Origin of the sequence: Marinomonas sp. FW-1 (assembly GCF_005222245.1) — a bacterium.
GTDB classification, from domain to species: domain Bacteria; phylum Pseudomonadota; class Gammaproteobacteria; order Pseudomonadales; family Marinomonadaceae; genus Marinomonas; species Marinomonas alcarazii.
Map to the genome: position 1 here is coordinate 1162834 of NZ_CP025987.1, position 12121 is coordinate 1174954.

At 42.8% G+C, this 12121-nt stretch carries 13 protein-coding genes and 1 pseudogene; 9 read left to right on the forward strand and 5 right to left on the reverse strand.

All coding sequences use genetic code 11. From position 1 onward, the window contains the following. The first annotated feature begins 8 nt into the window (after positions 1-8). A complete protein-coding gene (locus C1X04_RS05440) occupies positions 9-872 on the forward strand; it encodes a Tim44 domain-containing protein (protein WP_137169356.1) in 864 nt (287 codons plus the stop codon). Positions 873-977: 105 nt separating this feature from the next. Beyond that, a complete protein-coding gene (locus C1X04_RS05445) occupies positions 978-1487 on the forward strand; it encodes a chemotaxis protein CheW (protein ID WP_175404901.1) in 510 nt (169 codons plus the stop codon). Between the two features lie 91 nt (positions 1488-1578). Here C1X04_RS05445 and C1X04_RS18415 read toward each other — a convergent pair. From C1X04_RS18415 to C1X04_RS05460, 3 genes and pseudogenes are all read right to left on the reverse strand, one after another. Further along, positions 1579-2424: pseudogene (locus tag C1X04_RS18415) on the reverse strand (IS3 family transposase); the annotation flags it as partial. Then, positions 2421-2921 (reverse strand): transposase, encoded by a 501-nt coding sequence (locus tag C1X04_RS05455; protein ID WP_137169358.1) that lies wholly within the window; start codon positions 2919-2921, stop codon positions 2421-2423. The pseudogene C1X04_RS18415 and the gene C1X04_RS05455, both read right to left, overlap by 4 nt. Before the next feature lie 86 nt (positions 2922-3007). Then, positions 3008-4306 carry an inosine/guanosine kinase gene (locus C1X04_RS05460; protein WP_110571560.1) on the reverse strand — a complete coding sequence of 433 codons (1299 nt, stop codon included), beginning with the start codon at positions 4304-4306 and terminating at the stop codon, positions 3008-3010. Positions 4307-4393: 87 nt separating this feature from the next. Between C1X04_RS05460 and C1X04_RS05465 the strand changes: the two genes are divergently transcribed. Both C1X04_RS05465 and trxB read left to right on the forward strand, forming a co-directional pair. After that, the gene (locus C1X04_RS05465) at positions 4394-5164 is read left to right on the forward strand and encodes a HesA/MoeB/ThiF family protein (RefSeq protein ID WP_137170724.1); all 771 of its coding nucleotides are present in this window, start codon (positions 4394-4396) and stop codon (positions 5162-5164) included. A gap of 127 nt (positions 5165-5291) precedes the next feature. Continuing rightward, complete coding sequence (trxB, locus tag C1X04_RS05470; protein WP_110571562.1) at positions 5292-6245, forward strand: thioredoxin-disulfide reductase; 954 nt, start codon at positions 5292-5294, stop codon at positions 6243-6245. Positions 6246-6322: 77 nt separating this feature from the next. On the opposite strand, the gene ppa is transcribed toward trxB, so the two are convergent. Continuing rightward, positions 6323-6853 (reverse strand): inorganic diphosphatase, encoded by a 531-nt coding sequence (gene ppa / locus C1X04_RS05475; RefSeq protein WP_110571563.1) that lies wholly within the window; start codon positions 6851-6853, stop codon positions 6323-6325. Between the two features lie 207 nt (positions 6854-7060). Here ppa and ihfB point away from each other — a divergent pair, with 207 nt between their 5' ends. The 5 genes from ihfB (at position 7061) to C1X04_RS05500 (ending at position 10199) form a co-directional block, all read left to right on the forward strand. Then, a complete protein-coding gene (ihfB, locus tag C1X04_RS05480) occupies positions 7061-7369 on the forward strand; it encodes an integration host factor subunit beta (protein WP_110571564.1) in 309 nt (102 codons plus the stop codon). Between the two features lie 74 nt (positions 7370-7443). Next, a complete protein-coding gene (locus tag C1X04_RS05485; RefSeq protein ID WP_137169359.1) occupies positions 7444-7767 on the forward strand; it encodes a lipopolysaccharide assembly protein LapA domain-containing protein in 324 nt (107 codons plus the stop codon). Positions 7768-7772: 5 nt separating this feature from the next. Continuing rightward, the gene (gene lapB / locus C1X04_RS05490) at positions 7773-8951 is read left to right on the forward strand and encodes a lipopolysaccharide assembly protein LapB (protein ID WP_110571566.1); all 1179 of its coding nucleotides are present in this window, start codon (positions 7773-7775) and stop codon (positions 8949-8951) included. Positions 8952-9029: 78 nt separating this feature from the next. Then, positions 9030-9737: an orotidine-5'-phosphate decarboxylase gene (gene pyrF / locus C1X04_RS05495; RefSeq protein ID WP_110571567.1), complete on the forward strand. Its 708-nt coding sequence runs from the start codon at positions 9030-9032 to the stop codon at positions 9735-9737. 150 nt (positions 9738-9887) lie between these two features. Continuing rightward, on the forward strand, positions 9888-10199 hold the full coding sequence (locus C1X04_RS05500) for a ComEA family DNA-binding protein (protein WP_137169360.1): 312 nt from the start codon (positions 9888-9890) through the stop codon (positions 10197-10199). Between the two features lie 14 nt (positions 10200-10213). Here C1X04_RS05500 and C1X04_RS05505 read toward each other — a convergent pair whose 3' ends face one another. Further along, positions 10214-11953 carry a SulP family inorganic anion transporter gene (locus C1X04_RS05505; RefSeq protein WP_137169361.1) on the reverse strand — a complete coding sequence of 580 codons (1740 nt, stop codon included), beginning with the start codon at positions 11951-11953 and terminating at the stop codon, positions 10214-10216. Positions 11954-12121 lie beyond the last annotated feature (168 nt).

Sequence of the window (12121 nt, forward strand, 5' to 3'; positions counted from 1 at the left end):
AGAGTTTTGTGAAAACAACAGTATTTGCCATGTTAATGGCGTTTGTTTTGGCAATCGGCGCTGGCGGTTATAGTGCAGATGTTCAGGCAAAGAAGTTTGGTGGTGGTAAAAGTTTTGGTAAAAGCTTTTCTATCTCTAAACCTAAAAGCACAACGAACAGCACAGCCGGTACAACCAATACAACAGCTGGCGCTAAAAAGCCTGGTTTCTTAGGTGGAATGGGCGGTGGTCTGTTAGGCGGATTGTTAGCTGGTGGTATTTTTGCAGCTTTGCTAGGAAGCGGTGCTTTTGACGGCATTTCTTTCGGTGATATTCTGCTATTTGCCTTGATTGGTTTCTTGGTTTACAAGTTCTTCATCGCACCAAAACGTCGTGCAGCACAGGCTCAAGCAAGTGGTGCGAATGGTATGTTCCGCGAAATGCCGAACTCAACCCGCGATGGTTCCCAGCCTTCTCCAATGTCTGGTATCAGTGGTTTTGGTTCTCAGCCAGCGATTCAGCTTCCGTCAGGCTTTAATGAGCAAGCGTTTGTTGCTGAAGCGAAAAACCATTACATCACTTTGCAAAAAGCATGGGATGACAATAATTTCGATGAGATTCTAGATTATGTCAGCCCAGAACTATATAACTTGTTGGTGACTGAACGTGCTTCATACGGCAATGATAAGCCTCGTACAGAAGTTGTTTCCTTGATGGTTGAGATTGTTCGTGGTGAGTATATTGGCTCTATTGCCTCTATATCTTTGCAATTCTCAGGCTGGATCAAAGAAGGTGATCAGACTTCCGAAACCAATGAAATTTGGCATTTGGAAAAGAATATGTCTGATGCAAATGGAAATTGGACAATAGTTGGGATACAACAAGACAACTAATTGTTACTTAACTTTGCTCGTAGACTCATCACATTTTGTTTACACTAGACAAAGCTCGTGATGAGTCCTACATTACTCTTATTAAACTAAATATGGATGTGAGCCATGTCTGAATTAGCGCCTATTAAAGAAAACGGGAAAGCCTTATCTGAATCGAATAAAGGTGAGTTGTTACAGTACTTAACTTTTAAGCTGATTGACGAGACTTATGGTATTAACGTCATGCAGATAAAAGAAGTACTACGCTATAGCGAAATAGCTCCGGTTCCTGGTGCGCCTTCCTATGTTTTAGGTATCGTTAATTTACGTGGTAATGTCGTGACGGTAGTCGACACTCGAGTTCGTTTTAGCTTGCCTGAGTGTACAATTACTGACGACACTCGCATTATTATTATTGAGCATGATGGTGAGCAAGTTGGTTTGCTTGTTGATGCTGTTCAAGAAGTGTTCTATTTGTACCAAGGCGAGATTGAGCAAAGTCCTAGCGTTGGCAATGATGAAGCATTGAAGTTCATTCAAGGTGTTTATCAAAAAGAAGAAGAGTTGGTTATTTTGCTTGAGCTTAACCGCATGTTTGAACGCAATGATGCACTTGGCATCGAAGCGATGAGCTAAGCGAAGCGCTTCTTTTTTAAAACGATTCTCTTTTAAAGATCGAAAAAAAACCATGCATGGCTGAAGTGACCCCATAAAGTTGGACTCATTTCTAAGCAGCTAGCAAGGCCTGATTTCGATATTCAATCGGACTCAGGCCTTTTAGTTTCTGTTTAATTCGCTCGTTGTTATAGTAATCGATGTATTCTTTGATTTTCTCAATAAGATCATCGGCATTTCTAAACACGTTATTGTGGAACATTTCTGTCTTCAGTATGCCGAAAAAGCTCTCAGCAACGGCATTATCCAAACAGTTTCCTTTGCGTGACATACTTTGTATTAATCCCTTTTCTCTAAGCTGGTTTTGATACTGTCGATTCTGATATTGCCAACCTTGATCTGAGTGAACAATGGGCTTCTCATGCGATTTTAATTTATCTATCGCGCTCTTCAACATATCTGTGACTAAGGAGAGCTTCACCGATTGACGTACTTCATAGCTCACTACTTCTCGGTTAAAAAGATCAATAATAGGAGACAGGTAAACCTTCTTGTCTCCCACTTTAAATTCAGTGACATCCGTTACCCATTTCTGGTTAGGCCTATTTGCCACAAATTCTCTATTAACGAGATTTGGAGCTATTCTTCCTACATGCCCTTTATAAGATCTATATCGCTTTGGTCGAACTTTTGATTTGAGCCCTAGTTCATTCATAAGGCGTTGAACTCGCTTATGGTTAATAAGAGTACCTTCTGAGCGTAATGCCAGCGTGATTCTACGATATCCATATCGGCCTTTATGTTGATGGTAAAGAGCTTGTATTTGCGCCTTCACCCCTACATTAGGCTCATCAACCGTCAGCCTTTTACGATGGTAGTAGTAAACACTTTTTGGTAAGCCTATTGCCTTAAGTAAACAGGGTAAATTAAATACAGCCTTGAGCTCATGGACTACTAGAGTCTTTTCTTTGCCTTTTTCTTTTTTGCTTGAGCCAAGGCTTCTAACTTTTTTAAAACAGCATTCTCCGCACGTAAATACTCCAGCTCTTCTCTCAGTTCTTTTTCTGTCATTTGTTCTGAAGGGGTTGGCGTCGTCGAAGTATTATTCATGTTGGGCATGCCTCTTTTTCGTGAAGTAAGTCGTAGAGTACCTTCACGAGAATAAAGGGATCGCCATTGAAATAAAACACCTGGAGAAGATAAATCAAAGTACGCACAGCAGTAAGCAAGAGACCATTTATTTGCTTGCATGGACTTCACTGCGTTTAACTTGAAGTGAGATGAATAAGGATGGCCTTCATGACGAAAACTTTCAACGCCATGTATTTGAAAAACTAATGACCAGTAACGGATTTGTCCTGATGACACTCCGAATTTACGACCGAGTTCTCTTGAACTTTCATGTTGAGCAAGTTTGGCTAATTTTAACTTAAACGCTCTGTGGTATTTAGACATAAAAAGACCCCCAGTAATTGGATAGTCCAACTATTGGGGGTCACTTCAGGCATGGTTTTTTTGTGTCTGTAATAAGTGCGGTAAGCTTATCTTTCCCAGTACGCTTCTTCTAAGCTGTCTTCTCGCTCCGGCAATCCTTTTGATAAACGAGACGCGTTTTGAGCCAGTATTTCATAACTCACACGGTTTGAATATTTGCAAATTTGCGCGAAAGAAGAGTATGCCAAAAAGGGCGCTAAATGCTTGCTAGAGTTTGGCACCACTTCTTTGTGAAAGTGATTAGCAGATATGTCGTGAAGCAAGGCGGATAGAGCGCCGTCACCTGCACCATTGGTATTGCGAATTTTTTCAGGTCCGCCCATGTATGGGTCGATGTGAGAAAACACTTTTACTGGTTGCTTGCAGGCTTCTCGTAACATTGGTCGACTGAATTCCCAGCGATTGAAATCGGCCAAGCTGCCAGATTTAATCGGATTGGTGGTCTCGCGTTTTAGCTCATCATCGGTGTAACCACATAAATACATGCCATCCGGACCTGCTGTCAGCAAAACAATATCAACATACTCTAGAATCGCACTGGCGGCTTGTAGCGGATCAGCTAGTCCTGTTAATGCTTCCGCTTCCAGTTCATTCATGGCGAGCACATTAACGTGCTTTTTGATGATCTCGAGTAGCTCGTCCCTGTTTTCTTCTACTAGATGTTTGGTGCCTAGGGTCAAGACGGTTGGAACCTGATTGTTATGGGCGTATTCCAAGGCTTTCAGCATGGCTTTTTTGATCGGTTTGCCTTGATGGCGTAGTGGGTACGCACAAGTTACCAATGCGGCACCGCCTGCTATGATATGCTCTGGAATATGGTCTTCGTCCAGTTCGTCCATGTCTCCTGGGGCAATGGCAAAAGTGCGTTCGCCATCTGGTGTGATTAGGGTAATACCGCGACCAATATCACCAGCGACACCTTGTAGATGATTCATATCTACTTTGCTGCTGGTATGGCAGATATAATGGTAAGCTGGTGAGCCTAAAGTGATGTTGGCTGACATAACGCCCAGTAGAACCGATTTATCATCGGCCAATACAGAATAGTTATGGATAGTGTTGCCAATAGTTCCGCCAGCAAAGTGATCTGAGATGCTGTTTTGTGCGGTTAACTCATCATAGATAGCAGACGCTGTGTCCGCATCGACAAGATTGGATAATCCTTTTTGGATGTTGAAAGTTTCTAAAAATTGATCAGACACATTGGCGACCACATCGACAATGGTTTCATCCAAGCCAACAATGTAGGTGTCTTTATCGGGTCTAACTTCTGATGTCGGCAAAACAGGTTTGGCTTGAGAGACTGGAAAATAGTGTTTTAGTTTGCGTCTACCGGGAAACTTCATACTGGTACTCGTGGGTAAGGTAATTAAGCGAGTTTAGCAAAGAATTGACCAGTCGGGCAGGATGATTGATAAGAAAGTAAGGTGAAAATGAACGAATCAGAGTTAGATCGTTATAGTCGACAGTTACTATTGCCGAATTTCGATATTCAAGGGCAACTTAACCTTGCTCAGACCAAGGTATTGGTTATTGGTTTGGGTGGGTTAGGGAACATTGCGGCAACTTATTTGGCAACGTCTGGTGTGGGGCATCTGATCCTTGCGGATGGGGACCAGCTAGAAAGTAGTAATTTACCTCGCCAAGTCCTTTACAACGAACAGCAGCTTGGCTTGAACAAAGTTGATGCGGCGGCGGAGCAAATAGCGCAGAAAAATTCTGCGGTTCATGTCGAGGTTTTGACGCAAAAGTTATCTGGTGAGCTTTTGTTAAACACGGTAGAGCAAGCGGATGTGGTATTGGATTGCACCGATAACTTCACTGCTAGACAGGCGATCAATCGGGCTTGTATGGCATTAAAGAAGCCTTTAGTAAGTGCCGCTGCGATTCGCTGGGAAGGGCAGTTGGTAAACTTTTTATATGATCAGCAATCGACGCCTTGTTACGAGTGTTTGTATCCATCATTGTCGGATCAACAGTTAAGCTGTAACGAAAGCGGCATAGTTGCGCCTGTGGTGGGTATGTTAGGGGTTTATCAGGCACTTGAAGCACTGAAGCTGGCAAGCGGTTGTGGAAAGGTGAAGCATGGCGTTCTGAGGTTGTTTGATGGTTTTGAGGGAAGCTGGCGTGAAATGCGTTTAACCCAAGACCCCGAGTGCTCTGCTTGTGCAATTGAAAGCAGTGAGGCGCTTGAAAACTCATAGATAGTCCCTATGTTAATAATTAATATTTTTCTCTAAGAATTTCAGTAGATTTTCGTTAGAATTCATCACAGTCTTTTTAGCCGACCATTTTAGAGTCTGGCAAGCATACATTTACAGGAGCAATAACATGAGCGATGTTAAACACGCTAAATTAATGATTTTAGGTTCTGGCCCAGCAGGTTACACAGCGGCTGTATACGCGGCCCGCGCGAACCTTAATCCTGTGATGATTACAGGTATGCAAATGGGTGGTCAGCTGACGACGACAACGGATGTAGACAACTGGCCTGGTGATGACCAAGGCGTGCAAGGTCCAGAATTGATGGATCGTATGCGTAAACACGCTGAGCGTTTTGAAACAGAAATTATTTTTGACCATGTAAACAAAGTAGATCTTAAAAATCGTCCTTTCCGCTTGGAAGGTGATAGCGGTGTTTACACTTGTGATGCCTTGATCATTTCTACTGGCGCAAGTGCTCAATATTTGGGCCTAGAAAGCGAAACGAAATTCATGGGCCAGGGTGTATCAGCTTGCGCAACCTGTGATGGTTTCTTTTACCGTAACCAAGACGTCGCTGTGATTGGCGGTGGTAACACGGCTGTAGAAGAAGCGCTTTACCTTTCTAACATTGCTAAAACGGTTACGGTTATTCACCGCCGTGACAAATTCCGCTCTGAAAAAATTCTTGCGGACAAGTTGATGGAAAAAGCGAAAAACGGCAATGTGAAAATCGAATGGCATTCTGAGCTTGACGAAGTGTTGGGTGATGACGCAGGTGTAACGGGTGTGCGTATTAAGAACACTCAAACAGGTGAGAAAAAAGAGCTAGCCGTTGCTGGTTTGTTCGTTGCCATTGGTCACAAGCCTAATACTGATATTTTCCAAGGTCAGTTAGATATGAAAGATGGCTACTTGACGGTGCAGTCTGGTTCCCATGGCAATGCGACTCAAACAAGTGTTGAAGGTGTGTTTGCAGCGGGTGATGTGTCTGATCACATTTATCGTCAAGCAATCACTTCTGCTGGTACGGGTTGTATGGCAGCGTTAGATGCAGAGCGCTTTTTAGATTCTCAAAACTAAGATCAAAGTCTCTAAACAAAAAAACCGATCCTAAGATCGGTTTTTTTATGTCTGCAATAAAGCGTTTAAAAAACGAATTACTGTGCGTTGTAAGCTTCAATGCCTTCAACGATGGCTTTTCTAGCTTCTTCAGCGCTCGCCCAACCTTCTACTTTTACCCACTTGCCTTTTTCAAGAGTTTTGTAGTTTTCGAAGAAATGTTCGATCTGATCACGTAGTAATTGTGGAATGTCGTTCACATCTTGGATATGACCGTATTCTTTGCTTAGCTTCTCGTGAGGAACGGCAACCAATTTAGCGTCCATGCCTGCTTCGTCAGACATGTTCAATACGCCAACAGGGCGGCAACGAATAACAGAACCAGGAACCACTGGGTAAGGAGTGATAACCAATACGTCAACTGGGTCACCGTCATCAGCCAATGTGTTGTTAACATAGCCGTAGTTTGCTGGGTAAAACATCGGTGCTGTCATGAAGCGATCAACAACAAGAGCGTCCATGTCATGGTCCACTTCGTATTTTACTGGGTTCGCTTGAGCTGGGATTTCGATGATTACGTTGATGTCGTTTGGAGCATCTTTGCCCGCTGGGATCTTGTTATAGCTCATTTTATTTCTTCCAATGTGGTAAATATTGGCGATATTATAAAAGCTAGAGTGCATCTATGCTAGTTGTGGAAGCTGTCCATTCGTAATATTCTCTATTTCTTAGGAATTAAATACGTAAAAACAGCCTTATGATACGTTAACTTATTGCTTTCTTTCTGAATTTAGCTAGTCTTACAGTGTGATCAAATTATAGTCGCGAGGACAGTAATGACAAAATCTGAGCTGATAGAGCTACTAATCGATCAGCAATCTCATTTGCCAGTGAAAGATGTGGAACAAGCCATCAAGGCGATGCTTGAACATATGTCTGATTCTTTGGCAAATGGTGAGCGCATAGAGATAAGAGGCTTTGGTAGTTTTTCTCTGCATTATCGAGCACCTAGAATAGGCAGAAACCCTAAAACAGGCGAGTCTGTTGATCTGAGCGCGAAGTATGTGCCGCATTTCAAACCGGGTAAAGAATTAAGGGAGTTGGTTAATTTGGCTCCTGGTGAAGAGATTAGCGAACTTAACTAATTTACATCTTATGCCTCGAAATCTTTGAGCTATCACGGCATAATATCGCCATTCTATTGTTGGTAGGTTGTTTTATGCTTAAATGGCTGAAAAGAGTTGTTTACATCGTTCTTGTTACTTTTTTTCTCGCTGTTGGTGTGTTTTTTGCCATCCGTAACCCGCAATTGATTCACCTTGACCTTGTTTTTTGGCAAGGCCCAGAGTTGAGCGTTGCTCTTTATACTATTTTGTCTTTCACCGTTGGGGCATGTTTGGCTCTGTTTGTGAGTTCGGTTGCTTATTTGCGCAGTGAGCGTCAAATCCGAGTATTGACTCGTCGATACGAAAAAGCACGTGATGAAGTAGATGCCTTACGTAAAGCTTCTATTACCAAAGAGCTTTCTGTAGGGAAGGAGTAGTTGCGTTGACCGAAATAGGATTGTTTCTGGTTCTTTTTGTCGCGCTCTTTGTTGGCTGGGCAATGGGGCGAAAGAGTCCGACTAAAAAAAATAAGCAAATAAAAAAGAGTATTCCAACAGACTACTTTCGTGGTCTTAATCATCTGCTTAATGATCAGCACTCCGAAGCGATTGACGCCTTCGTTGATTCCTTAGAAGTCAATTCTGATACCTTTGATATTCACCTTACATTGGGGAATTTGTTCCGTAAGAAGGGCGAAATACAAAAGGCGATTAATATTCATCAAAGTTTGTTGGCACGCCCTGAAATATCTCAACGTGAGATGCGCATGGTGCAGCTAGAGCTAGCCAGCGATTTTATGTCTGCAGGCTTACTCGATAGGGCGGGGCGTTTGTTGTTGAACATGGCTTCTACGTCACGAAAAAGTGAGTTTCACCCCAAAATTCTAGCCTTGTTGGTTGACCTGTACGAGTTTGAACAAAGCTGGGATAAAGCGATCCAGATCGGATTGGAGCTAATCAAAGAAAGCCCTAACAAGAAAGAAATCAAGCGTCTTGCTCATTTCCATTGTGAAATGGCGCAAGAGCTACAGAAGAAAGAGCATTGGAAGCCTGCTTTTCAACACTACAAAGAAGCCTTAGGTGTAGATTCTAGCTGTATTCGAGCAAGTATTGGGGCAGCGGACGTGTTAAACAGTCAGGGCCGTTATCGTGATGCTATCAAAGAGCTTAAGCACGCAGCAGAGCAAGACCCTGAGTTTATTTCAATCATTATTCCTAAGTTAAAAGAGTGCTACCAGAAAGTCTGGGGAAGCGGTGGTTATATCAAGTTTTTGCAAGAGCAAAACCAAAAAAAGCCCTCTACCGCATTGATTATGGCGCTTGTACAACATTATATGGAAACCGATAAAGATTATGCCGAGATGTTTTTGGTTGAGCAGCTTAGACTGCACCCAACGATTAAAGGTTTTAAGGAATTAATTAGTCTCCAACTTGCTGATTCACATGGCTATAACCAACAGCATTTAGTGGTCTTGTTTGAGCTTATTGACCAGTTAGTGCAGGTAAAGCCGAAATTTCAATGCCGCCAGTGCGGTTTCCCTGGGCATCAATTGCATTGGCAATGTCCAAGCTGTAAAAACTGGGGTGTGGTTAAGCCTATTCATGGCTTAGAAGGCGAGTAAAATACAGCATTTGTATGTAGATGCTATTTATATAAATAACACTGAAATATTGATAAAACTGAAAAAAGAGGACACTGAATGAGCTGCCAATCCCCTATTGTGGTTGCCCTAGATTATCCAACCATGGCGCAATCAATCGAGATGGCGAAACGACTAGATCCAAAGCAGTGTCGAGTAAAAGTCGGCAAAGAGTTGTTTACGACATCAGGTCCTGCAATTTTAGATGAGCTACATAAACTAGGCTTTGAAATATTTTTGGATCTGAAATTTCATGATATTCCAAATACGGTAGCGAATGCCGTTAGTGTCGCGGCGAGAGCGGGTGTATGGATGGTCAACGTGCATGCGACTGGTGGTCGTCGAATGATGGAAGCCTCTGCCAATGCCTTGCAGCAACTGCCTGATAATAAAACATTGCTTATCGCTGTGACGGTACTGACCAGCATGGATCAAGCGGATCTTTTGGAAATCGGTATAGATTCAACACCTGAACAACATGTTAAACGTCTTGCTGCGTTGGCGAAATCGTCTGGTATGGATGGTGTGGTTTGTTCGGCTCAAGAGTCTAGTGTGTTGTCTGCCGATCTTGGCAAAGACTTTGTTTTAGTGACCCCAGGCATTCGTCCTGTTGGATCTGAACAAGGTGACCAGAAACGAATTATGACGCCGGCTGAGGCAATGGCGGCTGGAAGCCATTATCTTGTGATGGGTCGTCCGATTACTCAGGCGAGCGATCCTATTGCTGTGCTGACTCAGACCAATACAGACTTGGGTGTAATCGTTTAAATAGCCGTGTTAGCGGTTGAAGTCTGGATAAAAAGCTTTTAATCTAAAAACCACTTACTTGTTTTGGCTTGGTTGCTGATTCGGTGAGTGGTTTTTTTATTGGCATGATGCTGATTTTTGTTATCAAAACAGTTTAAAAAGGAATTTAATATGACGAAACTTAATCGTACCTTCCGTGTTTTTGTGTCTCGCACACTTTTGGTTATTTCACTTGCTTTTGCTCCGCTAGCGCTTTTTGCCGCAACCCCTTTAGATATCAATACTGCCACAGCTCAACAGTTTGAAGCGGTTATGTCTGGTGTGGGGGCTAAAAAGGCTGAAGCTATTATTGCCTATCGAGACGCCAATGGCCGCTTTGAGTCTGTTGATCAGCTAATGAACGTGAAAGGGATTGGTGATGCTCTTTTAGCACGTAATAGAGATCTTATTCAGGTCGCTGAGCAGAGTGATGCTGCTCAGTAATCACCTGATTTAGCTCATTGAGTAGGAGCGTTTGTTCCTGCTTGATGAGCTGTTAGTGTGTTGATTGCTTGATGCTGAGTGATAAATACGTTTCCTCTAAGCTGCTGTATTAAATTTGAGCCTGCCAATTTATCCATAACGGGGCCTTTAATTTCAGAGAAATGTAAGGTTACGCCCGCTGATTTTAATCTGTCATCGATGGCTTCTAAACTCGCCAAGGCGCTAGCATCAATCATATTGACGGCGTTACACATAAGGATTAAATGTTTAATGTCTGTGTGTTCAGAAACCAAGGTCAAAACGTAATCCTCAAGCACTCTCGCATTCGCAAAGAAAAGATTTTCATCAATACGAACAGTTATAACATTGGGTGTTGTCTCTACGTCAAAGCGCTTAACGTTACGAAAGTGTTCTGTGCCAGGTAGTCGGCCAACCACGGCAATGTGTGGGTGGCTGGTGTGCCAGAGAAAGAACAGCAGTGATAACGAAACACCAACGATGATTCCTGTTTCCATGCTCACAAAGAGCACGACAACAAATGTGGCTAATAAGCCTAGGGCTTCTTGTTTGGAAAACTGATACAGCCTAAAAAACTCTTTAACATCGATAAGCTGCAAAATAGATGTGATGATGCAGCTGGCTAAGACGGCTGTTGGTAGGTAATAAAATAGCGGCGTCAAAAACAGCAGGGTAAAAAGCATCAATAGCCCAGTTAAAATGCCGGCCATCGGGGTGGTTGCCCCCGCACTAACGTTGACCACCGAGCGAGAAAATCCCCCTGTTACGGGAAATGAGCCACTGAATGCGGCCCCTAAGTTTGCTAAACCTAACCCGACAAGCTCTTGGTTTGGGTTGATGTTTTGTTTTCGTTTTGCAGCAAAAGATTGCGCTACTGAAACAGAGCCAACAAAGCCAACGATGCTGATTAAAAACGCGCCTGGTAGCAGATCAATCATATTCTCTAAGGTGAAATATTCGACAGGAATAACGGGTAAGTGGTTATTAATATCACCAACAATTTTGATGCCTAACGAATCTAAAGATAAGGCTCCAACGCAACTGGTGGTTGCGATGACAACAATCACAGGGCCAGATTTACCAAGCATGCTAGATGTGCTTGGCGATAGGCCAAGCTTGCTTAACATAGGTGTTAGGTGACGCTTAAAGAGAAGTAAAGAAACGACAGAGATAACACTTAAAATAACGGTTGGCAGATTAATGTCATTAATATGCAAAATCATGCTTTGCCCAAGCTCGATTAGGTTGTTGCCTTGAGCTTGTACACCTATTAAGTGCTTGAATTGCCCAACAGCAATCAAGATAGCTGAGGCGCTAATGAAGCCAGAGATAACAGGGTGGCTGAGTAGGTTGGATAAAAAGCCCATTTTTAACAGACTCATTAATATTAAAAATACGCCCGATAAAAACGCCAGCATTATCGCAATTGCCACATAATGTTCGCTTCCTGCTATGGCAAAAGGTGCCAATATCGTTGCTGTCATCATGGATGTGATGGCCACAGGACCGACAGCAAGAGTGCGGCTAGTACCAAATAGGGAATATAAAATAGAAGGGATAATACCTGCGTATAACCCTGCTACTGCGGGCAGACCCGCTAGCAAAGCATAGCCCATGCTCTGCGGAATCAGCAGTATGGTGGCAATAAGACTGGCCATGGTATCCGCTTGTAGTTTGTTGGTTGAATATTCTTTGATCCAAGCCATAGCCGGTAAGTATTTTTCAAGCTTGCTCATCAGCGCTCTCAGGATAGATGCAGGTAAAAGGCGGCATAAGATTATAAAAAGCCTACCTGTTATTTTTGGGTATATGAATATTTCCTTATGTTATATACGCAGGCTTTGATGGTAAAGCTGAATATCGATTGTTTTCTTTTTTTATGTCCTTTTTTTGCCTTAATGGAA

Excerpts from the sequence above, each read along its gene's own strand:
- C1X04_RS05445 (WP_175404901.1), top strand. The coding sequence starts at position 978 with ATGTCTGAATTAGCGCCTATTAAAGAAAACGGGAAAGCCTTATCTGAA.
- C1X04_RS05455 (WP_137169358.1), bottom strand. The coding sequence starts at position 2,921 with ATGTCTAAATACCACAGAGCGTTTAAGTTAAAATTAGCCAAACTTGCT.
- C1X04_RS05460 (WP_110571560.1), bottom strand. The coding sequence starts at position 4,306 with ATGAAGTTTCCCGGTAGACGCAAACTAAAACACTATTTTCCAGTCTCT.
- C1X04_RS05465 (WP_137170724.1), top strand. The coding sequence starts at position 4,394 with ATGAACGAATCAGAGTTAGATCGTTATAGTCGACAGTTACTATTGCCG.
- trxB (WP_110571562.1), top strand. The coding sequence starts at position 5,292 with ATGAGCGATGTTAAACACGCTAAATTAATGATTTTAGGTTCTGGCCCA.
- ppa (WP_110571563.1), bottom strand. The coding sequence starts at position 6,853 with ATGAGCTATAACAAGATCCCAGCGGGCAAAGATGCTCCAAACGACATC.
- ihfB (WP_110571564.1), top strand. The coding sequence starts at position 7,061 with ATGACAAAATCTGAGCTGATAGAGCTACTAATCGATCAGCAATCTCAT.
- C1X04_RS05485 (WP_137169359.1), top strand. The coding sequence starts at position 7,444 with ATGCTTAAATGGCTGAAAAGAGTTGTTTACATCGTTCTTGTTACTTTT.
- pyrF (WP_110571567.1), top strand. The coding sequence starts at position 9,030 with ATGAGCTGCCAATCCCCTATTGTGGTTGCCCTAGATTATCCAACCATG.
- C1X04_RS05500 (WP_137169360.1), top strand. The coding sequence starts at position 9,888 with ATGACGAAACTTAATCGTACCTTCCGTGTTTTTGTGTCTCGCACACTT.
- C1X04_RS05505 (WP_137169361.1), bottom strand. The coding sequence starts at position 11,953 with ATGAGCAAGCTTGAAAAATACTTACCGGCTATGGCTTGGATCAAAGAA.